At 70.9% G+C, this 23,658-nt stretch carries 19 protein-coding genes and 1 riboswitch; of the genes, 9 read left to right on the forward strand and 10 right to left on the reverse strand.

Going from position 1 to position 23,658, the window contains the following annotated elements; genetic code table 11:
* Window positions 1-6: 6 nt before the first annotated feature.
* Window positions 7-384, reverse strand: a complete 378-nt coding sequence (locus tag ACFQ9Z_RS13410; RefSeq protein ID WP_365297558.1) for a phage holin family protein — start codon at window positions 382-384, stop codon at window positions 7-9.
* A 57-nt stretch (window positions 385-441) separates the two neighbouring features.
* Here ACFQ9Z_RS13410 and ACFQ9Z_RS13415 point away from each other — a divergent pair, with 57 nt between their 5' ends.
* The 4 genes from ACFQ9Z_RS13415 to ACFQ9Z_RS13430 all read left to right on the forward strand — a co-directional run bounded on the left by ACFQ9Z_RS13415 (window position 442) and on the right by ACFQ9Z_RS13430 (window position 2,786).
* Window positions 442-759 (forward strand): cupin domain-containing protein, encoded by a 318-nt coding sequence (locus ACFQ9Z_RS13415; protein ID WP_383015590.1) that lies wholly within the window; start codon window positions 442-444, stop codon window positions 757-759.
* Between the two features lie 165 nt (window positions 760-924).
* Window positions 925-1,137: a DUF5326 family protein gene (locus tag ACFQ9Z_RS13420; protein WP_383015593.1), complete on the forward strand. Its 213-nt coding sequence runs from the start codon at window positions 925-927 to the stop codon at window positions 1,135-1,137.
* A 312-nt stretch (window positions 1,138-1,449) separates the two neighbouring features.
* Window positions 1,450-2,247 (forward strand): IclR family transcriptional regulator, encoded by a 798-nt coding sequence (locus ACFQ9Z_RS13425; RefSeq protein ID WP_383015596.1) that lies wholly within the window; start codon window positions 1,450-1,452, stop codon window positions 2,245-2,247.
* A 101-nt stretch (window positions 2,248-2,348) separates the two neighbouring features.
* A complete protein-coding gene (locus tag ACFQ9Z_RS13430; protein ID WP_143630291.1) occupies window positions 2,349-2,786 on the forward strand; it encodes an SsgA family sporulation/cell division regulator in 438 nt (145 codons plus the stop codon).
* 101 nt (window positions 2,787-2,887) lie between these two features.
* Here ACFQ9Z_RS13430 and ACFQ9Z_RS13435 read toward each other — a convergent pair whose 3' ends face one another.
* Window positions 2,888-4,288: a YibE/F family protein gene (locus tag ACFQ9Z_RS13435; RefSeq protein WP_383015600.1), complete on the reverse strand. Its 1,401-nt coding sequence runs from the start codon at window positions 4,286-4,288 to the stop codon at window positions 2,888-2,890.
* 71 nt (window positions 4,289-4,359) lie between these two features.
* Window positions 4,360-4,535, forward strand: a riboswitch (TPP riboswitch).
* Between ACFQ9Z_RS13435 and thiC the strand changes: the two genes are divergently transcribed.
* On the forward strand, window positions 4,528-6,312 hold the full coding sequence (gene thiC, locus ACFQ9Z_RS13440; protein WP_383015604.1) for a phosphomethylpyrimidine synthase ThiC: 1,785 nt from the start codon (window positions 4,528-4,530) through the stop codon (window positions 6,310-6,312). It overlaps the preceding riboswitch by 8 nt.
* A 148-nt stretch (window positions 6,313-6,460) precedes the next feature.
* Here the strand turns inward: thiC and ACFQ9Z_RS13445 are convergent, their stop codons facing one another.
* The 3 genes from ACFQ9Z_RS13445 to ACFQ9Z_RS13455 all read right to left on the reverse strand — a co-directional run bounded on the left by ACFQ9Z_RS13445 (window position 6,461) and on the right by ACFQ9Z_RS13455 (window position 10,002).
* Window positions 6,461-7,324: a hypothetical protein gene (locus ACFQ9Z_RS13445; protein ID WP_383015607.1), complete on the reverse strand. Its 864-nt coding sequence runs from the start codon at window positions 7,322-7,324 to the stop codon at window positions 6,461-6,463.
* Window positions 7,325-7,505: 181 nt separating this feature from the next.
* Window positions 7,506-8,582, reverse strand: a complete 1,077-nt coding sequence (locus ACFQ9Z_RS13450; protein ID WP_383015610.1) for a metallophosphoesterase — start codon at window positions 8,580-8,582, stop codon at window positions 7,506-7,508.
* 307 nt (window positions 8,583-8,889) lie between these two features.
* Complete coding sequence (locus ACFQ9Z_RS13455; protein ID WP_383015613.1) at window positions 8,890-10,002, reverse strand: LacI family DNA-binding transcriptional regulator; 1,113 nt, start codon at window positions 10,000-10,002, stop codon at window positions 8,890-8,892.
* 430 nt (window positions 10,003-10,432) lie between these two features.
* Between ACFQ9Z_RS13455 and hisC the strand changes: the two genes are divergently transcribed.
* From hisC to cydD, 4 genes are all read left to right on the forward strand, one after another.
* A complete protein-coding gene (gene hisC / locus ACFQ9Z_RS13460) occupies window positions 10,433-11,512 on the forward strand; it encodes a histidinol-phosphate transaminase (protein ID WP_383015617.1) in 1,080 nt (359 codons plus the stop codon).
* A gap of 282 nt (window positions 11,513-11,794) precedes the next feature.
* Window positions 11,795-13,303, forward strand: a complete 1,509-nt coding sequence (locus ACFQ9Z_RS13465; protein WP_383015620.1) for a cytochrome ubiquinol oxidase subunit I — start codon at window positions 11,795-11,797, stop codon at window positions 13,301-13,303.
* A 15-nt stretch (window positions 13,304-13,318) separates the two neighbouring features.
* Window positions 13,319-14,323 carry a cytochrome d ubiquinol oxidase subunit II gene (gene cydB, locus ACFQ9Z_RS13470; RefSeq protein ID WP_383015623.1) on the forward strand — a complete coding sequence of 335 codons (1,005 nt, stop codon included), beginning with the start codon at window positions 13,319-13,321 and terminating at the stop codon, window positions 14,321-14,323.
* Between the two features lie 59 nt (window positions 14,324-14,382).
* Window positions 14,383-17,904, forward strand: coding sequence for a thiol reductant ABC exporter subunit CydD (gene cydD / locus ACFQ9Z_RS13475; RefSeq protein WP_383015626.1), 3,522 nt, complete (start codon window positions 14,383-14,385; stop codon window positions 17,902-17,904).
* Window positions 17,905-18,004: 100 nt separating this feature from the next.
* Here the strand turns inward: cydD and ACFQ9Z_RS13480 are convergent, their stop codons facing one another.
* From ACFQ9Z_RS13480 to ACFQ9Z_RS13500, 5 genes are all read right to left on the reverse strand, one after another.
* A complete protein-coding gene (locus ACFQ9Z_RS13480; RefSeq protein ID WP_383015629.1) occupies window positions 18,005-18,892 on the reverse strand; it encodes a Cof-type HAD-IIB family hydrolase in 888 nt (295 codons plus the stop codon).
* A gap of 109 nt (window positions 18,893-19,001) precedes the next feature.
* A complete protein-coding gene (locus ACFQ9Z_RS13485; protein WP_383015632.1) occupies window positions 19,002-19,904 on the reverse strand; it encodes an LLM class flavin-dependent oxidoreductase in 903 nt (300 codons plus the stop codon).
* Window positions 19,905-20,013: 109 nt separating this feature from the next.
* Entirely contained in the window at window positions 20,014-20,562 is a 549-nt protein-coding gene (locus tag ACFQ9Z_RS13490) for an RNA 2'-phosphotransferase (RefSeq protein WP_383015635.1), read from the reverse strand.
* Window positions 20,563-20,986: 424 nt separating this feature from the next.
* Complete coding sequence (locus ACFQ9Z_RS13495) at window positions 20,987-22,741, reverse strand: SDR family oxidoreductase (protein WP_383015638.1); 1,755 nt, start codon at window positions 22,739-22,741, stop codon at window positions 20,987-20,989.
* Window positions 22,738-23,580, reverse strand: a complete 843-nt coding sequence (locus ACFQ9Z_RS13500; protein WP_383015641.1) for a M24 family metallopeptidase — start codon at window positions 23,578-23,580, stop codon at window positions 22,738-22,740. Before ACFQ9Z_RS13500 ends, ACFQ9Z_RS13495 begins: the two co-directional genes overlap by 4 nt.
* Between the last annotated feature and the right edge of the window lie 78 nt (window positions 23,581-23,658).

The raw sequence follows: 23,658 nt of genomic DNA on the forward strand, positions 1-23,658 counted from the left end.
ACGGGTTCAGTCCTCGTCGGGCAGGACGAGGTTCAGCGCCCAGGAGACCACGGAGATGATCAGGCCGCCGAGCACGGCCGTCCAGAAGCCCTCCACGTGGAAGCTCAGGTCGAGCTTGCCGCACACCCAGGAGGTCAGCAGCAGCATCAGCGCGTTGACGACCAGGGTGATCAGTCCCAGCGTCAGCAGGAACAGCGGGAAGGTGAGCACCTTCACGATCGGCTTGACCAGGAAGTTGACCAACCCGAAGATCAGCGCGACGACGATCAGCGTCCCGGCCTTCTTGCCCGTGCTGTCACCTGTGAGAGTGATCTTGTCGAGCAGCCACACGGCGACCGCGAGCGCGGCCGCGTTGGCGATCGTCTTGACTACGAAATTCTTCATGTGTCTGATCGTGGCAGACCGGATCAGGGCGAGCAGGGGCGAGGGCGGACGACGGCTATGAAGGCATTCCGGCTGGACGAACTGGAGGCGGAGCGCGCCTCCAACGACGGGGCCTATCTGCAGTTCCTGCGGGAGCGGAACATGTCGGTGGGCCTGTACGCGCTCGACGCGGGCGAGCACGACCCGCAGAAGCCGCACAGCCAGGACGAGGTGTACTTCGTCGTCAGCGGACGCGCGTCGATCACGGTCGGCCTGGAGACCACCCAGGTGGCGCGGGGCAGCGTGGTGTACGTGCCGGCCGGCGTCGCCCACAAGTTCCACCACATCAGCGAGGACCTGAGGGTACTGGTCGTCTTCTCTCCGCCTGAGGCGTGAGCCCCGGGACGGGGGTTCCCTAGGGGGCGGCTCAGGGGAGGACAAGGGATGCGAGGCGCCCGCCGGCCCCCGTCCCGGCCCTAGCATCGATGGCAGACATCGGGACTGGGTCCAGGACGGAGCACAGGACGTCGTGGACGCAACAAAACGCAAAGGACGAGGGCGATGCGACAGATCTTCGCGGGGCTGCCGTGGTGGGTGAAGTGGGTCGCGGTGCCGGTCATCGCCCTGGTCGTGTTCGGCAGCCTGATAGCGACCGTCATCGGGTTCGTGATCGGCCTGCTCTTCAAGGCGCTGGTCTTCGTCGCGCTGGTCGGCGGGCTGATCTACATCGTGCGCAAGTTCATGTCGAACTCCTCGTCGCGCAGCGATTGGTGAGCGGCGCGGGAGCCGGTGACCGGTAACGGGGGCCGCCGGTTCCCTCGGGGGAGGGAAGTTTCCCCGGCGGACCGTCCGCACACGGGGGCGGGCGGTTAGGTTCGGACCCACGCGGGGCCGGGCCCCGCCAGCGGCACACACCCCACCCGTGTTCCACCGCACGGGCTGCCCCACCTCGCGCCCCCGGAGTGACCCTTGGCCACGGTTGACACCGCACCGGCAGAATCCCCCGCACCGCCGACTCCGCCGCGTCCCCGCGTGCCCCAGGTGCAGCGGCCCCGCGCGGCGGCCGTCCCGGGGCAACCGCGTCCCGTGAGCGGTCCTGGACGCGGGCGCTCCCCGGGGGTCCCGGAGCAACCGCAGGCGGCGACCCTCATCGGCTCCGTCCAGCGGGCGATGCGCCTGCTGGAGACGGTCGCGTCCCACGACTACGGCGCCCCCGCCAAACAACTCGCCCGGGAGACCGGCCTCGCCCTGCCCACGGCCTACCACCTCCTGCGCACCCTGGTGCACGAGGGCTATCTGCGCCGGGACAAGGGGCTCTTCTTCCTCGGTGAAGCGGCCGAGCAGCTGAGCGGCAGCGGAGCGCGGCAGAAACGTCGCGGCGTGGTGGCGGACACCCTCGCGTACTGGCGGGATTCCATCGGGGTCCCGGTCTACTACGCCATGTACCGGGCCGGTGAGATCGAGGTCGTCTGCGTCTCCGACTCGCGGGAGACCCCCGCGGTCGAGGAGTGGGCCGACTTCCGCGAGACCGGGCACGCCCACGCGATCGGACAGTGCCTGCTCTCCCAGCTGGACGAGGAAGCCCGCAGGGACCATCTGAGCCGCTACCCGGCGCGGTCCCTCACGCCCTACTCGGTGCGGGACGACGACGCCCTACTGCGCCGGCTGGCCAGGACACCGCGGATGGAGCCGGTGGTGGAGCGGCAGGAGTACGCGCTCGGGACGGTCTGCGCGGCGGTCCCCATCACGGTCGGCACGACGGCGGCCACGATGGCCATTTCACTCCCCGTACATCAGAGCGAACGGCTGCTGCCGGCGGCCCGTCGCCTGCAGGCCGGGATCGGGCGGCATCTGGGCGCGCTGTCACTCTCTATCAGTATCTGAAAACTCACTCCTTGTGATTCGGCATGCACGTTGAGCAAGATTTGAGGCACAGTCGAGGGGGATCAATCTCGGCCAGTCGACGTCATATGACGGGGTAGGCGATGCGCGAATCCGTACAGGCAGAAGTCATGATGAGTTTTCTCGTCTCCGAGGAGCTCTCCTTCCGCATCCCGGTGGAGTTGCGCTACGAGACCTGTGATCCCTATGCCGTGCGGCTCACGTTCCATCTGCCCGGTGACGCCCCGGTCACCTGGGCCTTCGGGCGGGAACTGCTGATCGACGGCGTGGGGCGGCCGTGCGGGGAGGGCGATGTGCACATCGCTCCCGCCGACACCGAGGTGCTGGGCGAGGTGCTGATCCGGCTTCAGGTCGGCAGCGACCAGGCACTGTTCCGCTCCTCGACGCCGCCGCTCGTGGCCTTCCTCGACCGCACGGACAAGCTGGTGCCGCTCGGCCAGGAGGGTGCCCTCGCGGACTTCGACGCCCACCTCGACGAGGCGCTCGACCGCATTCTGGCCGAGGAGCAGAGCGCCGGCTGAGGCCTTGGGGGCAGCCGGGCGCCGGACGCTCGGGCACTGCCGCTCGGGACACCGCAGGAACGCTTCTTCAGCGACGCTCCCCGGGGGGGGCCTCACGTCCGCTAGCGCTTCCGCCGCCGGCCCCGGCCGCCCCGCGCCGGGGGGACGTGCTGCGTCCCGGCGCCCACCGCACCATCCGGTCCGGGCCGGTCGGCCGCGACGACCAGGGCGGCGAGGGCGGTGGTGACCGGGACCGAGGCGACCAGGCCGATCGACCCCACCAGCGTGCGCACGATCTCCTCGGCCACCAGCTCGCTGTTGGCCACCGTGCCCACGCTGCTCTGCGCGATCGAGAACAGCAGGAGCAGCGGCAGCGCGGCACCGGCGTAGGCGAGCACCAGGGTGTTGACGACCGAGGCGATGTGGTCGCGGCCGATCCGGATGGCCGCCCGGTACAGGTCGCGCCGGCCCATCGCAGGATTGGCCTCGTGCAGCTCCCAGACCGCGGACGTCTGGGTCACCGTCACATCGTCCAGGACGCCCAGCGAACCGATGATGACTCCGGCCAGCAGCAGGCCGCTCATGTCTATCGACGGGAACAACCCGTGGATCAGACCCGTGCTGTCGTCCGTGTTGCCGGTCAGCGCGGCCCAGCCGATGAAGCCGGAGCCGAGAACGCCGATCAGCAGCAGGGAGGCCAGGGTGCCGAGCACCGCGACCGACGTGCGCGCGGACAGCCCATGGCACATGTAGAGCGCGATGAGCATGATGGCGCTCGAGCCGACGACGGCCACCAGCAGCGGATTCGAGCCTTGCAGGATCGCGGGGAGGATGAAGAACGTCAGCACCAGGAAACTCACGGCCAGTGCGACCAGGGCCATGACCCCGCGCATCCGGCCCACCACCACGACGGCGAGCGCGAAGACGCCGGCGAGCAGCGCCATGGGGAACTTCCGGTTCACATCGGTCACCGAGTACTGCAGGTCCTTCGGCGCCGAGGGCTCGTAGGCGACCACGACCTTCTCACCCTGGTGCAACTGCCGTGACTGGTCCGGCTGCACGATCTCGGTGAAGGTCCGGCCCCGGTCCCTGCCCGTATCGACCCTGATGGTCGCCTTTCTGCAGGTGCCCTTCGCCTCGTGCTGTGCCGAGCCGTCGCCTGGAGTGGAGGTGCCGCCCACCGCCGTGCCGCCCGATGCGTTGACCGACTTGCAGCTCAGCTCGACCACCTGAGCCACCGTGGCCTGCTGGGTCTGGCGGTCGAAGCCGACGCCGGTGCGCTCGTGCGGCGGTGCTCCTCCCGGCCAGAGAACCACCAGGCCGACCACGACGGCGGCGGTGAACGGGACCAGGATCGCCGCGATGACCTTGCGCAGATGCTTCGAGACGGGCGCGGCAGGACCGTGGCCGTGACTGTGACCGTGTGACTGGCCGGGCCCACGGCCGTGGCCGTCGCCTGGTGCGGAGCCGCCCTGGCGCGGCGGCTCGGAGGGTGGGTAGGGGTGCTGCTCCGTCGTGGTCACCGCCCGATCATCCCAAGAACGAAGTAGGCCCTCTGTTCACCGCGCCCGAACTGACGCTAGCGTGGAGACACCTTTGCACACGCGGGAGCTCGGAGCACCGGGCTGAGAGGGCGCTGACCTCCGTACACGCGATGTTTCACGTGGAACGACGTTTTCACAGGGGACATCCGCGACCGGAGAACCGCTGCGTCGACCGCCGAACCTGTTACCGGGTAATGCCGGCGTAGGGAGTAGGTCTCATGACCAACAAGGACGCGCGCACGCCTGCCTCCGTTCAGGACGAGAAGTCCCAGGAGGCCGGGAAGTCCATCGGCTGGCACAAGGCGTACGTCGAGGGTTCACGCCCCGATCTGCAGGTGCCGGTCCGACAGGTGCACCTCACCAACGGGCAGTCGGTCACGCTGTACGACACTTCGGGCCCGTACACCGATCCGCTCGTCGACACCGATGTCCGCAGGGGGTTGTCGCCGCTGCGGGAGAACTGGATCGTCGCCCGCGGCGACACCGAGGAGTACGCGGGCCGACCCGTCCGCCCCGAGGACGACGGGATCAAGCACACCTCGCCGCGCGGCGGGCTGCGCAACCTTGACGCGGTGTTCCCCGGGCGCCCGCGCCAGCCGCGCCGTGGCCGTGCGGGCCAGGCGGTCACACAGCTCGCGTACGCGCGCAGGGGCGAGATCACACCGGAGATGGAGTACGTGGCCATCCGGGATAGCGTGGACCCCGAGGTGGTCCGGGACGAGATAGCGGCAGGGCGCGCGGTGTTGCCCGCCAACGTCAACCACCCGGAGATCGAGCCGATGATCATCGGCAAGCGCTTCCTGGTGAAGGTCAACGCCAACATCGGCAACTCGGCGGTCACCTCCTCCATCGAGGAGGAGGTCGAGAAGATGACCTGGGCGACCCGCTGGGGCGCCGACACGGTCATGGATCTCTCCACCGGCCGGAACATCCACACCACGCGCGAGTGGGTGCTGCGCAACTCCCCCGTGCCCATCGGCACCGTCCCGCTCTACCAGGCGCTGGAGAAGGTCGACGGCCGGGCCGAGGAACTGACCTGGGAGATCTACAAGGACACCGTCATCGAGCAGGCCGAGCAGGGCGTGGACTACATGACCGTCCACGCGGGCGTGCGCCTGCCGTACGTGCCGCTCACCGCCAACCGCAAGACCGGCATCGTCTCGCGAGGCGGCTCGATCATGGCCGCGTGGTGCCTGGCGCACCACAAGGAGTCGTTCCTGTACGAGAACTTCGAGGAACTGTGCGAGATCCTCGCCGCGTACGACGTCACCTACTCGCTGGGCGACGGCCTGCGGCCCGGCTCGATCGCGGACGCCAACGACGAGGCGCAGTTCGCGGAGTTGCGCACGCTCGGGGAACTCAACCGGATCGCCAGGCGTTTCGAAGTACAGACCATGATCGAGGGCCCGGGACACGTCCCGATGCACAAGATCAAGGAGAACATCGACCTTCAGCAGGAGATCTGCGATGAAGCTCCGTTCTATACGCTCGGCCCGCTGACGACGGACATCGCGCCGGCGTACGACCACATCACCTCCGGCATCGGCGCCGCGATGATCGCCTGGTGGGGCACGGCGATGCTCTGTTACGTCACGCCCAAGGAGCACCTGGGCCTGCCCAACCGCGACGACGTCAAGACCGGGGTCATCACCTACAAGATCGCCGCCCACGCGGCGGACCTCGCCAAGGGTCACCCCGGCGCGCAGGAGTGGGACGACGCGCTGTCCGACGCCCGCTTCGAGTTCCGGTGGGAGGACCAGTTCAACCTCGCCCTGGACCCCGACACGGCGAGGGAGTTCCATGACGAGACCCTGCCGGCCGAACCCGCGAAGACGGCGCACTTCTGCTCCATGTGCGGGCCGAAGTTCTGCAGCATGAGGATCTCCCAGGACATCCGCCGCGAACACGGCGGAACCCGGGCCGAGGCCGAGGAGGGCATGGCTCAGAAATCGAGGGAGTTCGCGGCGTCGGGCAATCGGGTGTACCTGCCGATCGCCGACTGATCACCTCGTGGTGAGGACCGCCGGCCCGGGGGTGCCGAGCCCCGGGCCCCGTGCGGCAGGAGCGACGCGGCGGCCCGCCCGCGGGCACGCGTTCCCGCCTCGCGGCGGCCCGGGCCGGGCAGGCGCCCCGTGAAGGGGCGCAGGCCGGCTACTCCGGCTGGTGTTCCGGGCCGCCGAAGTCGGGACTGGTGTAGTCGGGGCTGCTGAAGCTCGGGCGGTCGGAGCCGGAGCCGTCGTCCGGGCTGCTGAAGCCGGGCCGGCCGTAGCCGAGGCGCGGCATGCGGCCGGTCGGGGCCGGGGGCGCGGTGCGGTGCAGCGGCGCCGCACCGGGCTGGGCGAGCGCGTCCCGCAGGAACGGCAGCACGCCGCGTTCCAGCAGGGCCTCCCGCCAGGCCTCTCTGGCCCGTGTCACCTCCGCGTCGGCCGCCGCATGGGATCCGGCTTCCGCCGCGGCGCTGTTGCGCAGGGCGGTGAGCAGCAGCCCGGCGCCGGCGACGAGGATCGCGGCGGAGGTCACGGCGCCGAACACCCAGCCCGCGGTGAGCATGGTCTGGGCGAAGGCCTGGCCGGGGGCCAGTATCTTCAGGATGTAGCCGACGAGCAGGAAGATCGCCGCGGCGGTCCCGGCGAGGACGGGAGCCAGCACCGCGATCACGGCCACGGCGCCCGCGCCGGTGGTCTCGGCGGCCTCGCCGAGGGCGGTGGCGAGCCCGACCGGGTCCGCGCCCGGCTCCATGGAAGCGGTGTCGTCGGCGGCCGACGCGACGGCCGGCGCGGGGCGGCGCAGTTCTTCTCGGACCTTCACGTAGTGCTGGTACTCGCTCGCCGCGGCCGCCGTGATGAGCGCGGTGGCGTTGAGTGCCATGGTGCGCAGTTGTTCCGGGTTGAGCCGCTGTCCCACAGCGGCCAGTTCGGGTCGCTGGGGTGCGGAGCGCAGCGCCTCATCGAGGACCCGCTCGAATTCCTGGCGGTCCTCGCTCAGCAGGTGCTGCGGAACGCTGTTCATGTGCATCCCCCGATGCTCCGTAGGGCTTGGGGCTCGCACGCCGGCGAGCCGTCGGGCAGAAACGGAGGGGAGCCTGCTACGGATAAGCCGATGGTAGAGCCGCGACGCCACGCGGTGACAGGGGGTTGCCGGAAATTGCGTGCCGACCTGGGCGCATCCGGTCGGACCCGATCAGCGCCGCGAACGCTCAGGCACCCAGGGGAAGTTGCTGGACCAGCAGCTTGCCGGCCATGGTCACGCCGCCGTCCATGGCGATGGCGAGCCCGTCGGCGTAGATGTGCGGTCCTTCCACCGGGGGACGCTCGTCCTCCTCGGTCTCCTCGGAGCCGACTTCGCCGAGCAGATAGGGAATCGGGCTGTGGCCGTGAACGACGCGGGTGCCGCCGTACGTATCGAGGAGGGAGCGTACGGCTTCCGCGCCGCCCTCGTCCCGGAAGGAGAAGCGCTTGGTGAACTTGCGGAACAGGTCCCAGACTTCGTCCGCCTCGTTACGGGTCAGGGTCTCGCGGACGGTGTCGTTGACCGCCTCGATCGAGTCGCCGTAGTCGAGGTAGGCGGTGGTGTCGGAGTGGATGAGCAGGTGGCCGTCGACCTCCTCGACGGCGTCGAGGCGGGACATCCACTGCAGGTGGTGGTCCTGGAGGCGGTCCATGTCGGTCTTCTGGCCGCCGTTGAGCAGCCAGGCCGCCTGGAAGGTGGCGGTGCCCGCGCCGCTGTGGACCGGGGTGTCGCCGAACCGCTTGGCGCCGAGCAGCAGCAGCTCGTGATTGCCCATGAGGGCCTTGCAGTAGCCGCCGGCCGCGGCCGCCTCGGCGGACAGCCGCATGACCAGGTCGATGACGCCGATGCCGTCGGGGCCGCGGTCGGTGAAGTCACCGAGGAACCACAGCCGGGCGGTGCCCGCGCTCCACTGACCGGCGTCGTCGACCAGCCCCTTCTCCCGCAGGGCGGCGAGCAGTTCGTCCAGGTAGCCGTGGACGTCACCGACGACGTACAGGGGGCCCGGCCCGGTCGCCGGCTGCGGGTCCGGGGCCGCCGGACCCGGCTCGACGGAGACCTGCGGCGTGTCGCCGCGGTTGATGACGGGCAGGTCGCGCTGGGTGGGCGTGTAGCCGTCGGGGTAGGCCTCGTCCATGAGGGGCACGGTGTCACCGGGGTGGGTGCGGACGTACGGACCGGTCTCGTTGACGTATGCGGGCACCCGGAAGTCGCGCACCGTCGCCGTCCGCTCCACCTCGGGTCCTTGACCGGCCCCCTGAGTCATCAGACCCCTCCACCATCGCGCCGCAGCTGCACCGCTTCGGACTGCCTGGTCGCAGCGGCCCGCGGTGTCGTGGGCCCATCATAGGAATGCGCGTCGTTCCGTGTGGTGACCCAGGGGTAGTCAATCGGAGCGAGACTCCGGTTCACCGCGGCTTTCATCCCGTTTGGGCAGGTGTTCGACCGGTTGCCGGACACCCGGTGGGAGCGTACACGGGCCGGCCCCGCGCCCCGCGCACCTTCAGCGGCCTGCCGCCCGGCGGCGGCCACCGCGTGTTCCGTGGTCGTCCGCCGGGCGCGGTGCCCGTCCGCTACCCCGCCTCCGGGGCCCGCGGCGGGCTGACGGTGGTGCGCGGAGGGCGTCGCTGGGACGAGGTACGCACGATCAGTTCGGTCGGTATCACCTGTTCGACGGGCTGATCCGAGTCGACGCCCTCGATGGCGTCGATGAGCAGCTGCACCACCGCCGTGCCGATCCTGCGCGGCTTCAGGGAGAGCGTGGTGATGGGCGGCTCGGTGTTGGCGTACACCGTGGACTCGCTGCAGCACACCAGCAGCAGATCTTCGGGGACGCGCAGGCCGTAGCGGCGGGCGGCGGCGAGGAGATCGGTGCCGTTGGGGTCGAAGAGGCCGTAGACGGCGTCGGGCCGGTCGGGCCGGGCCAGCAGCCGGTCGGCGGCGACGGCGCCCGCGCAGGGGTCGTGCGCGGGGTATGCCTCGTACACCGGGTCCTGGCCGACCCGCTCGCACCAGCGCAGGTAGGCGGTGGTGGACAGATGGGTGTAGGTGTCCGTCGTGGTGCCGGTGAGGAGGCCGATGCGGCGGGCGCCGGCGTCGGCGAGGTGATCGAGGATGTCGAGGACGGCGGCCTCGTGGTCGTTGTCGACCCAGGCGGTGACCGGGAGCGAGCCGGCCGGGCGCCCGTCGGAGACGACCGGCAGGCCCTGGCGGACGAGCTCGCTGACCACCGGATCCTTGTCGGAGGGGTCGATGACGACCGTGCCGTCCAGGGCGACGTTGGACCAGACGTCGTGGCGGGAGGTCGCGGGCAGGATCACCAGCGCGTAGCCGCGGGCGAGCGCGGCGGAGGTGGCGGCCCGGGCCATCTCGGCGAAGTACGCGAACTCCGTGAAGGTGAAAGGTTCATCCCCGTACGTCGTCACGGTCAGGCCGATCAGTCCCGACTTGCCGGTACGGAGGGTGCGGGCGGCGGCCGAGGGGCGGTACCCCAGCCGGTCGGCGACCTCGCGGACGTGGCGCCGGGTGGCGTCCGGGAGCCGGCCCTTGCCGTTGAGGGCGTCGGACACGGTCGTGATGGAGACCCCGGCGGCGGCGGCCACGTCTCTGATGCCAGCCCGGCCCGGTCGGCTGCCTCGACGTGAGGTTTCCGCGCGGCTCACCTGGTGCTTCCCTGCTGCTGTCATGGCGAGCCGATAGTAGGGCTCATGCGGTGGGGTAGGGCGGACGCATATGCACGCGTTGACAGGCACGTTTCTGCATGGCGAACAGCCCACAACTTCCTTGGAAAGCAAGGAAGTTGAACGATCCAATGGCAGGACGTGACGTGCCGACGGGCGTGGGCCTGCCAAGAGGCCCATGTCTCGAAGAGGTCTCAACTCACCTGCACGAGGGATGCGCGCCAGGGCGCGAGCCACCGGCGCGTAGATATATGTGTGGCACGCCCCCTGGTACGTACGCCTTCGTACGGTGATGCCCCCCGATGCCCGCGCGGCCGAAGAGACCGGACTTCCGTCCTCCCGCACCTGTACGCAGCGAGGCCGAATCCTCATAAGGTGTGGAGTATTGGAAGCCGGCGGCGTCGACGGGCCGCCGGTGGTCGCGAGGAGGACTGCGGTGAGCGAGACGAGCCCCAAGCTGCGCGCCGAGCTGGAGGGTATCCCCACCTACAAGCCGGGCAAGCCGGCCGCCGCCGGCGGGCCGGTCGCCTACAAGCTGTCCTCCAACGAGAACCCCTACCCCCCGCTCCCCGGCGTGCTGGAGAGCGTGTCCGCGGCCGCCTGCAACTTCAACCGCTACCCGGACATGGCCTGCAGCGGGCTGATGGAGGAGCTGTCGGAGCGGTTCGGCGTCCCGCTCGCCCACCTCGCCACCGGCACCGGCTCGGTGGGCGTCGCCCAGCAGCTGATCCAGGCGACCAGCGGGCCCGGTGACGAGGTGATGTACGCCTGGCGCTCCTTCGAGGCGTACCCGATCATCACGCAGATCAGCGGCGCGCGCTCGGTCCAGGTGCCGCTCACCCCGGGCGATGTGCACGACCTGGACGCCATGGCGGACGCGATCACCGAGCGGACGCGGCTGATCTTCGTCTGCAACCCCAACAACCCGACCGGCACCGTGGTGCGCCGGGCCGAGCTGGAACGGTTCCTCGACCGGGTGCCCAGGGACGTCCTGGTGGTGCTCGACGAGGCCTACCGCGAGTTCATCCGCGACCCCGAGGTGCCCGACGGCGTCGAGCTGTACCGGAAGCGGCCGAACGTCTGCGTCCTGCGCACGTTCTCCAAGGCCTACGGGCTCGCCGGCCTGCGCGTCGGTTTCGCGATCGCCCATGAGCCGGTGGCGGCGGCGCTGCGCAAGACGGCGGTGCCGTTCGGTGTCAGCCAGCTCGCGCAGGAGGCGGCGATCGCCTCGCTGCGGGCCGAGGACGAGCTGCTGGGCCGGGTCGGCTCGCTGGTGTGCGAGCGCACCCGCGTGGTCGACGCGCTGCGTGCCCAGGGCTGGACGGTGCCGCAGACCCAGGCCAATTTCGTGTGGCTGCGGCTGGGGGAGCGCACGGCCGCGTTCGCCGCGGCCTGCGAGGAGCACGGCGTGGTGGTCCGGCCGTTTCCGGGCGAGGGCGTGCGGGTGACGGTGGGGGAGAACGAGGCGAATGACATCTTCCTGAAGGTCGCCGAGGCGTTCCACAAGGAGAGCTGAGAGCGGGCCGCCGGGCGGACGCCGGCGGTCTGGACCGGGCCCCGCCGTGTGCGGGGCCCTTCTCGTTGCCGGGCCCAACTCTCTCCGACGGGCCCGCCTCTTGGTCCGGTCCGGTCCGGCACGGACCCGGAGGGGTACCCCCGTGCGGTTGCCGAATGCCAGTGCGTCATAATGGCTTGTGAATGTGAACGCGTTCACAAGCGCGTCCCGATTGCTCCCGTATGTGCCTGACAAAAGGAGCAAACCGCCGCTGTACCACGGCGCAGTAAGGAGAGTGACGACGTGGACCTGGCTCTGGCGCCGGAGACACTGGCGCGCTGGCAGTTCGGCATCACCACCGTCTACCACTTCCTGTTCGTCCCCCTGACGATCTCCCTGGCCGCCCTCACGGCCGGGCTGCAGACGGCCTGGGTGCGCACGGAGAAGGAGAAGTACCTCAGGGCGACGAAGTTCTGGGGCAAGCTCTTCCTGATCAACATCGCGATGGGTGTGGTCACCGGCATCGTGCAGGAGTTCCAGTTCGGCATGAACTGGTCGGACTACTCGCGCTTCGTCGGTGACATCTTCGGTGCCCCGCTCGCCTTCGAGGCCCTGATCGCCTTCTTCTTCGAGTCCACGTTCATCGGCCTGTGGATCTTCGGCTGGGACAAGCTGCCCAAGAAGATCCACCTGGCCTGCATCTGGCTGGTGTCGATCGGCACGGTCCTGTCGGCGTACTTCATCCTCGCGGCCAACTCCTGGATGCAGCACCCGGTCGGCTACAAGATCGACAAGGTACGGGGACGGGCCGAGCTGACCGACTTCTGGGCCGTGCTGACTCAGAACACCGCACTCAGCCAGGCCTTCCACACCCTCTCCGCAGCCTTCCTGACCGGTGGCGCGTTCATGGTCGGCATCGCCGCCTACCACCTGACCCGCAAGAAGCACGTCCGCGAGATGAAGACCTCGCTCCGGCTCGGCCTGATCACCGTGGTGATCGCCGGTCTGCTCACCGCGGTCAGCGGTGACGTGCTCGGCAAGGTCATGTTCAAGCAGCAGCCGATGAAGATGGCGGCCGCCGAAGCACTGTGGGACGGCCAGGAACCGGCGCCGTTCTCGGTCTTCGCCTACGGCGACGTGGAGAAGGGCCACAACAGCGTGGCCATCGAGGTGCCGGGTCTGCTGTCCTTCCTCGCCAACGACGACTTCACCTCGTACGTGCCCGGCATCAACGACGTCAACAAGGCGGAGCAGCAGAAGTTCGGACCCGGTGACTACCGGCCCAACATCCCGGTCACCTTCTGGGGCTTCCGCTGGATGATCGGCTTCGGCATGGCATCCTTCGCCATCGGTCTCGCCGGGCTCTGGCTGACCCGCAAGAAGTTCCTGCTGCCGCAGCACCTGCGGGTGGGCGACGAGGAGGTGCCGCACCTGGTCCTGTTCCGGAACAAGGCACTCGGCCCGAAGCTGACCTTCTGGTACTGGCGCATCGCGGTCTGGACCCTGGCCTTCCCGCTGATCGCCAACTCCTGGGGATGGATCTTCACCGAGATGGGACGGCAGCCGTGGGCGGTCTACGGCGTCCTGCAGACCCGCGACGCGGTCTCCCCCGGTGTCTCCCAGGGCGAGGTCCTCACCTCGATGCTCGTCTTCACCGCGCTGTACGCGATCCTCGCCGTCGTCGAGGTCAAGCTGCTCGCGAAGTACGTCAAGGCCGGCCCGCCCGAGCTGACCGAGGCCGACCTCAACCCGCCCACCAAGATCGGCGGCGACACCCGTGACGCCGACAAGCCGATGGCCTTCTCCTACTAGGCCGAGGGAAAAGTCATGGAACTTCACGACGTCTGGTTCGTCCTGATCGCTGTCCTGTGGACCGGCTACTTCTTCCTCGAGGGCTTCGACTTCGGGGTCGGCATCCTCACCAAGCTGCTGGCCCGCGACCGGCCCGAGCGCCGGGTGCTCATCAACACCATCGGGCCCGTCTGGGACGGCAACGAGGTGTGGCTGCTCACCGCGGGCGGCGCGACCTTCGCCGCCTTCCCGGAGTGGTACGCCACGCTCTTCTCCGGCTTCTACCTTCCGCTGCTGGCCATCCTGGTCTGCCTGATCGTCCGGGGCGTCGCCTTCGAGTACCGGGCCAAGCGGCCCGAGGAGAACTGGCAGCGCAACTGGGAGACGGCCATCTTCTGGACCTCGCTCGTCCCGGCGTTCCTGTGGGGCGTGGCCTTCGGGAACATCGTGTACGGCGTGAAGATCGACCGGCACTTCGAGTACGTCGGCAGCGTCCTGGACCTGCTCAGCCCCTACGCCTTGCTCGGCGGTCTGGTGACGCTGACGCTGTTCACCTTCCATGGTGCGGTGTTCACGGCACTGAAGACTGTGGGAGACATCCGGGCGCGGGCGCGGAAGCTGGCACTGAAGGTCGGGCTCGTCACCGCCGTCGTGGCGCTCGCCTTCCTGCTGTGGACGCAGTCCCACAGCGGTGACGGCAAGAGCCTGGTGGCGCTGATCGTGGCCGTTGCCGCCCTGGTGGCCGCGCTGGTGGCCAACCAGGCGGGGCGCGAGGGATGGTCGTTCGCGCTGTCCGGCGTGACCATCGTGGCGTCCGTGGCGATGCTCTTCCTGTCGCTCTTCCCGAACGTCATGCCGTCCACGCTCGACGGTGACTGGAGCCTCACTGTCACCAATGCCTCGTCGAGCCCGTACACCCTGAAGATCATGACCTGGTGTGCGGCCGTCGCCACTCCGCTCGTGCTGCTCTACCAGAGCTGGACCTACTGGGTGTTCCGCAAGCGGATCGGCACCCAGCACATAGCCGAACCTGCGCACTGAGACCGCCGAGGGAGTGTTTCACGTGAAACACTCCCTCCGGACGGAAGGGCATGTTTCACGTGAAACCAATCGATCCGCGTCTGCTGCGATACGCCCGGGCCACCCGCCTCTTCCTGGTGGCGGCCGTCGGCCTGGGAGCCGTCGGAGCCGGGCTGGTCATCGCCCAGGCGATGCTCATCGCCGAGGTGGTCACGGGGGCGTTCCAGCGCGGCCAGGCGGTCACCGAACTCCGCACCCCCCTGCTGCTGTTGGCCGCCGTGGCCGTGGGTCGGTCGATCGTCGCGTGGCTCACTGAACTCGCGGCGCACCGGGCCAGCGCGGCCGTGAAGTCGGAACTCCGAGGGCGCGTCCTGGAGCATGCCGTTCACCTCGGCCCCGGCTGGCTCGACGGGCAGCGGACCGGCTCGCTGGTCACTCTGGCCACGCGTGGAGTCGACGCCCTGGACGACTACTTCTCCCGCTATCTCCCGCAGCTGGGGCTCGCGGTGGTGGTCCCGGTCGCCGTGCTGGCGCGCATCGTCACCGAGGACTGGGTGTCTGCGGCGATCATCGTCGGCACGCTGCCGCTCATCCCGCTCTTCATGATGCTGATCGGCTGGGCCACCCAGTCCCGCATGGACCGCCAGTGGCGGCTGCTGTCCCGGCTGTCCGGTCACTTCCTGGACGTGGTCGCGGGACTGCCCACACTGAAGGTGTTCGGCCGGGCCAAGGCACAGGCCGAATCCATCCGGCGGATCACCGGTGAGTACCGCCAGGCCACCATGCGGACCCTGCGGATCGCCTTCCTCTCCTCCTTCGCCCTGGAACTCCTGGCCACGCTCTCGGTCGCGCTGGTCGCCGTGACGATCGGCATGCGCCTCGTCCACGGCGACATGGACCTGTACACCGGCCTGGTCATCCTGGTCCTGGCGCCCGAGGCCTATCTGCCGCTGCGTCAGGTGGGGGCGCAGTACCACGCGGCGGCGGAGGGGCTCGCTGCCGCGGAGGAGCTCTTCGACGTGTTGGAGACGCCGGCGCCGGAGTCGGGCACCACTGCCGCGGGCCCGGGTGCCATCGCCTTCGACGCGGTGACGGTCCGCTACCCGCAGCGTTCGGCCGATGCCCTGACAGGCGTGTCCTTCACCGTCGCGCCCGGTGAGACCGTGGCCCTGGTCGGCCCGAGTGGCGCGGGCAAGTCCACCCTGCTGAACGTCCTGCTGGGCTTTGTCCGGCCCGCCGAGGGCCGGGTGCGTGTGGGCGGGACCGACCTCGCCGACATCGACCTCGAGCAGTGGCGTTCACGGATCGCATGGGTGCCGCAGCGGCCGCACCTGTACGCCGGCACCATCGCGGAGAACGTGAGGCTGGCCCGGCCCGACGCGGACGACGCCGCAGTGCGCCGGGCACTGGGGGACGCTGGCGCGCTTGAGTTCGTGGAGGCGCTGCCCGAAGGCGCGGGGACCGTGCTCGGCGAGGACGGCGCGGGGCTGTCCGCCGGTCAGCGCCAGCGGGTCGCGCTGGCCCGTGCCTTCCTCGCGGACCGGCCGGTCCTGCTGCTGGACGAGCCGACGGCCGCGCTGGACGGGGCGACGGAGGCCGATGTCGTGGCGGCGGTGCGCCGGCTGGCGGTGGGCCGCACGGTCCTGCTGGTGGTGCACCGGCCGGCGCTGCTGGAGGTGGCGGACCGGGTGGTCCGGCTGGAGCTTCCGGCTCCGGCGGCCGTCGAAGCGCACGCAGCCGTCGCCTCCGCCTCGGCCGCCACCGGGAGCGCCGAAGCGGGCACCCGGCCGGTCGAGCCGGGCGGCCCTGCCGACGCCGGATCGGAGCCGGAGACCGGTGTGCCGGCTCCGCGTGGCCGGAGCCTGGCCCGGGCACGGGCCCTGGCGGGCCCACGGCGCGGCCGGCTGCTGCTCGCGCTCCTGCTCGGCGGCCTGGCGCTGGGCAGCGCGGTCGGTCTGATGGCCACCTCCGGCTGGCTCATCTCACGGGCCTCACAGCATCCGCCGGTGCTCTACCTGATGGTGGCCGTGACGGCGACGCGGGCCTTCGGGATCGGGCGGGCCGTCTTCCGGTACGCCGAGCGGCTCGTCTCGCACGACGCCGTGCTGCGGATGCTCGCCGACACCCGGGTCGCCGTCTACCGGCGGCTGGAGCGGTTGGCGCCCGCCGGGCTGCGCACGGCCCGCCGCGGCGATCTGCTCACCCGGCTGGTCGCCGACGTCGACGCCTTCCAGGACTACTGGCTGCGCTGGCTGCTGCCCGCCGGGGTCGCGGCCGCCGTATCCACCGTCTCCGTCGCCTTCACGGCCTGGCTGCTGCCCGAGGCCGGGGCCGCCCTCGCCGCCGGGCTCCTCGTGGCCGGCGCCGGCGTCCCCGTGGTCACCGCGGCCGCCGCGCGACGCGCCGAGCGACGGCTGGCACCGGCCCGCGGCGTACTCGCGACCCGGGTCACCGACCTGCTCACCGGTACCGCCGAACTGACCGTCGCCGGCGCGCTGCCGGCCCGCACCGAGGCGGCCCGGCGGGCCGACGGCATCCTCACCCGGATCGCCGCGCGCGGCGCCGGCGCCACCGCCCTGGGCGACGGACTCACCGCACTGGTCTGCGGCCTGACCGTCGCCGCGACCGCGTTGCTGGGCGCCCAGGCGGTGGCCGCGGGACGGCTCGGCGGGGTGGCGATGGCCGTGGTGGTCCTCACCCCGCTGGCCGCCTTCGAGGCCGTGCTGGGGCTCCCGCTCGCCGTGCGCCATCGTCAGCGGGTGCGCCGGAGCGCGGAGCGGGTGTTCGAGGTGCTGGACGCCCCGGATGCCGTCACCGAGCCGGACCGTCCGCGGCAGGCCCCCCTCTCGCCCTTCCCGCTCGTGGTCCGGGGCCTGACCGCCCGCCATCCGGAGCAGCGGCGCGACGCCCTGGCCGGGCTGGACCTCACCCTGGGTCAGGGCCGGCGGATCGCTGTGGTCGGTGCGTCCGGCTCCGGCAAGACGACGCTCGCCCAGGTGCTGCTGCGGTTCCTCGACCCCGGGGCGGGCTCGTACACGCTCGCCGGTGTGGACGCGTGCGCCCTGGGCGGCGACGACGTGCGGCGGCTCGTCGGGCTGTGCGCCCAGGACGCCCACCTCTTCGACAGCTCCGTGCGGGAGAACCTGCTGCTGGCCCGGAAGGACGCCACCGAGGCCGATCTGCGGGACGCGCTGTCCCGGGCCCGGCTGCTGGACTGGGTGGACGGACTGCCGGACGGGCTGGACACGCTCGTCGGCGAGCACGGGGCACGGCTGTCAGGCGGACAGCGGCAGCGCCTCGCGCTGGCCCGCGCGCTGCTCGCCGACTTCCCGGTGCTCGTCCTGGACGAGCCCGCGGAACACCTGGACCTGCCGACGGCCGACGCGCTCACCGCGGATCTGCTGGCCGCGACCGAGGGCCGTACCACGCTGCTGATCACCCACCGGCTGGCCGGACTCGACGCGGTGGACGAGGTCCTCGTGCTGGACGAGGGCCGGGTGGTGCAGCGGGGGCCGTACGCGGAGCTGGCCGCCGTGGCCGGGCCGCTGCGGGCGATGGCACGGCGGGAGGCGGCCGCCGAGGCGCTGGTGGCGGCCCGCTGAGCGACGCGGGCACCATGTCCCGCCCGCTCAGAGGTGCGAGGGCACCAGGCCGGCCCGCTGAGACGCGTAACAGCCCGCTGCGGCCGGACCCCGTCCGGTGTCAGCCGCGTTCGGCGAGCATCCGCTCGATGACGATGGCCACGCCGTCCTCGTTGTTGGCGACCGTACGGCCCGACGCGGCGGCCAGGACGTCCGGGTGGGCGTTGCCCATCGCGTACGACCGGCCCGCCCAGGTCAGCATCTCGACGTCGTTGGGCATGTCACCGAAGGCGACGACCTCCTCGTGCGAGATGCCGCGCTCCGCGCAGCACAGGGCGAGGGTGCTGGCCTTGGAGACGCCGGGGCCGCTGATTTCCAGCAGGGCGCTGGGACTGGAGCGGGTGACGTTGGCGCGCTCGCCGACCGCCAGCCGGGCCAGCGTGAGGAAGGCGTCCGGGTCGAGTTCGGGGTGGTAGGCGAGGATCTTGAGCACCGGCTGGTCGGCGTCCGGGCCGTCGGCCGCGAGCAGGTCCTCCGCGGGCAGCAGGTTGTCCGGCGTCTCCATGTGCAGCTTGGGATAGGCCGGCTCCTGGTGGAAGCCGTACGTCTGCTCGACCGCGAACACCGTGCCGGGCGCCGCCTCCCGCAGCAGCAGCACGGCGTCCAGCGCGTTGCGGCGGGCCAGTTCGCGCACCTTCACGAACCGGTGGGAGCCGGGACCGCCGTGCAGGTCGACCACGGCGGCGCCGTTGCCGCAGATCGCCAGGCCGTGGCCGTGGACATGGTCGCTGACCACGTCCATCCAGCGGGCCGGGCGGCCGGTGACGAAGAAGACCTCGATGCCCGCCTCCTCCGCGGCCGCCAGCGCGGCGACCGTCCTCGGGGAGACCGATTTGTCGTCGCGCAGGAGAGTGCCGTCGAGGTCGGTGGCTATCAGCCGCGGCCGGAAGGCGGCGGCCGGGGTCCCGGGCTGTCTGGTCGCTGAGGTCACCGGGCCATTCTGGCGCATATGCCCGCACGCCCGTGCGGGAGTCCGCACAGATGAGTCCGCCGACACACCGAGGTCGGCCGACGGACGACGTCTGCGCCCGCCGGTGGGCCACACCTCCGGCACCGGATCACGGGAGCTGGGCGAGGCCCTCCATGGCGATCCGTTCGAAGGCCTTCTCGTCGGCGGCGAAGTCGGAGTCCGGGATCGGCCAGTGCAGGACGATCTCGGTGAAACCCAGCTCCTGGTGACGGCCCGCGAAGTCCACGAAGGCGTCCACCGACTCGAGCGGCCTGCCGCGGTCCGGGGTGAAGCCGGTCAGCAGCACCTTGTCCAGCCCCGCCACGTCCCGCCCGGGCTCCGCGCAGGCCGCGGCGAGCTTCTCCACCTGCCCGCGCAGCGCGGCGACGGACTGCTCCGGGGTGCCGTTCTCGTACAGCTTCGGGTCGCCGGTGGTCACCCAGGCCTGCCCGTGCCGGGCGGCGAGCCGCAGTCCGCGCGGGCCGGTGGCCGCCACGGCGAAGGGCAGCCGCGGCCGCTGCACGCAGCCGGGGATGTTGCGGGCTTCGAACGCCGAGTAGAAGCGGCCCTCGTGGGACACCGAGTCCTCGGTGAGCAGCCGGTCGAGCAGCGGTACGAACTCGGCGAACCGGTCGGCACGCTCGCGCGGCGTCCAGGGCTCCTGGCCGAGGGCGGTGGCGTCGAAGCCCGTCCCGCCCGCGCCGATGCCCAGGGTCACCCGGCCGCCGGAGACGTCGTCCAGGGAGATCAGCTCCTTGGCGAGGGTCACCGGATGCCGGAAGTTCGGCGAGGTGACGAGCGTGCCGAGGCGCAGCCGCTCGGTGACTCCCGCGGCCGCGGTCAGCGTCGGCACGGCACCGAACCACGGGCCGTCGCGGAAGGTGCGCCAGGACAGGTGGTCGTAGGTGTACGCGGTGTGGAAACCGAGCTCCTCGGCCCGTACCCAGGCCGCGCGGCCGCCCTCGCTCCAGCGGCGGTAGGGCAGGATCACGGTGCTCAGATGCAGACTCATGCGTCCGAGCGTACGGGGGCGCCCCGGCAATGGCCGAAATCGATCACCGTGCGCGGCCGCCTCGCGACGGTGCGACCGGGCCCTGGGGCGGGCGGCGCCGGCCGGAAGGTCAGTGCACGGTGGGAAAGCGCAGGTAGCGGGGTGGCACCGCCCGGGTGAGCCACACTCCGTTGGCACTGACGTGGAAGACGTGGCCGTCGCGGTGCATGGCGCCCGCGTCCACGGAGAGCACGACGGGCCGGCCGCGGCGGGCGCCGACCCGGGCGGCGGTCTCGCGGTCCGCGGACAGGTGGACGTCGTGCCGGTCCATGGGCCGCAGCCCCTCGGCGCGGATGGCGTCCAGGCTGCGGGCGACCGTGCCGTGGTACAGGTACGGCGGCGGGGTCGCGGGGGGCAGGCCGAGGTCGACCTCGACGCTGTGTCCCTGGCTGGCTCGGATACGGGTGCCCTCGACCGCGAAGCGCCGCTTGTCGTTGGCGGCCACCACGTGGTCGAGTTCCTCCCGGGTGAAGCGGAATCCGTGCGCGGCGGCAGCGGCGATCAGCGTGTCGATCTCCACCCAGCCGGCCGGGTCCAGCGTCAGACCGATGCGTTCGGGCTGGTGGCGGAGGTGTTTCGAGAGGTACTTCGACACCTTCACGGTGCGTCTTTCATCCATGGCTCCAGGGTGTGGGAGAGACACGGATCACGCAGGTTGTTTTCGGCGGAGGGTTTGGTCCACAGCCAACACCCCTTATCCACAGACTACTTGGGCGACCTGTGGACAACGCGCGGCCGTTTGGCGCGGGTTGATCAACCAATGGTCTCTGGTGCCGTGTTGCGATCGGCTTGTTCAACGTCGTCACGCACAAACCGAGTTCGTTGGCCGGCGGGACGAAAGTGGACGCTTCACTCGCGGCCCGTCAGCACCATCGACCCGCTGATCGAGTAAGTGGGCAAGTAGCTGCACCCACCGCGAACGCCCACTGCCCGCCTATGAGTTCCGTGCCGACTGTCCTCGTCATCGCAACTCGGCTACCAAGTAGCCCCCTCGTGGGCTGACACCTGTGAACGCGGCGGATTGCGGCGTTGGTTGCCGGTGATCACAGCTTCGGATTCACGCGGGCGAGCCTGCGCAGTGCTCCCGGCAGGAAGCGGGACAGGAAGTGGGCGCCTCGGGCTTCCGGCGTCACCGGGACCACCGCTCTGTTGTGGGTCACCGCGTCCAGGACCGCGTTAGCGACCTTCTCCGGTGGGTAGTTGCGCAGCCCGTAAAGGCGGGCCGAGCTCTGCCGGCGGCGGCGTTCCTCCGCCTCGTCGACGCCCGTGAAGCGGGCCGTGGCGGTGATGCCGGTGTTCACCAGCCCCGGGCAGATGGCCGTGACTCCGATGTCCTGCCCGGCGAGTTCGGCCCGCAGGCACTCGGAGAGCATCAGCACCGCCGCCTTGGAAGTGCTGTAGGCGGGCAGTGCCCGGGACGGCTGATAGGCGGCAGCCGAGGCGATGTTGACGATGTGGCCGCCCTGTCCACGCTCGGCCATGCGCGCACCGAAGAGCCGGCAACCGTGGATGACGCCCCACAGGTTGACGTCCAGGACCTTGCGCCAGTCGTCGGTGGTCGTGGTGAAGAAGGAGCCCGAGAGGCCGATGCCCGCGTTGTTGACCAGCACGTCCACCACGCCGTACGCGTGGTGCACCTTCTCGGCCAGTTCCTCCATGGCCTGCTCGTCCGAGACGTCCGTCGTCTCCGCCCAGGCCTCGGGGGCGCCGATCAGCCGGGACATTTCCGCGGTGCGGGCGGCCGCCTCGGCGTCCCGGTCGACGGCGACGACCCGCGCCCCCGCTTCCGCGAAGGCGAACGCGGTCGCCCGTCCTATGCCGCTGCCCGCGCCGGTGACCAGCACCAACTGGCCGCCGAACCGGTCGGCATGGCGTCCGTCGGCCTGAGCACCGGGCCGGCCGCCCTCGACGCTCGTGACGAACTCAGCGATCCAGGCGGCCACTTGGTCGGGCCGGGTGCGCGGGATCCAGTGTTTGGCGGGCAGCGTGCGGCGGGTCAGCCGCGGGACCCACGCGTCCAGGTCGTCGTAGAGCCGCTCCGACAGGAAAGCGTCGCCCAGAGGCGTGATGAGTTGCACAGGCGCGTGCGCGAAGGCGTCCGGGCGGGGCCTGCGCAGGCGGGCGCGGACGTTGTCCCGGTACAGCCAGGCGCCGTGCGCCGCGTCGGACGGCAGGGACGGGGTCGGGTAGTCGCCGGCCGGTACCTTCTCGGTCCGCTCCAGGATCTTCGGCCAGCGCTTGCCGAGGGGGCCGCGCCAGGCCAGTTCCGGCAGTGCCGGGGTGTGCAGCAGGTAGACGTACCAGGACTTGGCGCCCTGGCCGAGGAGCTGGCCCACCCGGCGGGGCGTCGGGCGCTTCACGCGCGCGTCGATCCAGTGCCCGAAGTGGTCGAGGGACGGTCCGGACATGGAGGTGAAGGACGCGATGCGGCCCTCGGTGCGGCCCACCGTGACGAACTCCCAGGACTGCACCGAGCCCCAGTCGTGGCCCACGAGGTGCACCGGCCGGTCCGGGCTCACCGCGTCCACCACGGCCAGGAAGTCGTCCGTGAGCTTGGCCAGGGTGAAACCGCCGCGCAGCGGCCGCGGCGCCGTGGAGCGGCCATGGCCACGGACGTCGTACAGCACCACGTGGAAGCGGTCGGCGAGGCGTGCGGCCACCTCCGACCAGACCTCCTTGCTGTCCGGATAGCCGTGCACCAGCACCACCGTGGGCGCCTGCGGATCGCCCAGCTCGGCCACGCACAACTCGACCCCGCCGGTGTGCACCCGGCGCTCACGCGCCCCTTCCAGTGTCACTTCGCCTCCGCCCAGCGCCGCACGTGCGGCAGATCGTCGTCCAGCCAGAAGGCGCTCTCCGCGGGGTCCCGGGAGTCGGTGACCACCAGGATCTCCTCGAACTTCGCGCCGGTACCCCGGAACCCGAGGTGGGGTTCGACCGCCCACAGCCCCGGCTGCGGCGGGTGGTCGGAGAAGCGGTACGGCGACCACAGGGGCGACCAGCCCTCGCGGTGGCCGTGCAGGGCGTCGGCGGCGAGCCCCTTGAGGGACCGCGCGCCGAACCCGAACAGGTGCGGCGAGAAACGGCGGGCCCGCACCCGGTCCACCTTGTGGGCGATCACCCCGAAGGGATACGCACGGTGCCGGTTGGCGTAGCCCTGGCGGACCATGAGGCGGTCCACGTCCTGATAGATCTCGCGCAGCGGGCGCCGCTCGCGCACCTCCCGCAGGATCAGCCCGCGGTGCGCCTCCAGGTCCGCCATCAGCCGGTCCTGCACCGGGTTGACGCCGAGCGAGCCCGAATAGCCGATGTCCGCCGTGCACCCCTCGTACACCGGGGCCATGTCCAGGATGAACGGCATCCCGCGCTCCAGCCGGCGGCCGGTGGGGAAGAACTGCAGCGGCAGGCGGAAGCCGGTGAACGCCGTGCGGTCGCCGAACCAGGCGAAGGGCAGGTGGAACCAGTCCCGCACGCCGCGCCGGCGCAGCCACTCGCGCTGCATCCGGGCCGCGTCACGCTCGGTGACGCCCGGCTCCAGGCGCGCGGCGACCGCTTCCGCGCACTCGTAGGCGAGGCGCTGCACCCGCCTGAATCCCCGCAGCTCCGCGGAGAGGTCGATGCTCACTGCCGTCGCCATGCCGCCCCGTCCGTCGACTGCGGTACGTGTCCGTAACTTGACACTGGTGAATGTGACACTTGTTAGAGGTGGCGTCAA

This window comes from Streptomyces sp. NPDC056580 (assembly GCF_042793175.1).
Taxonomy (GTDB): Bacteria; Actinomycetota; Actinomycetes; order Streptomycetales; family Streptomycetaceae; genus Streptomyces.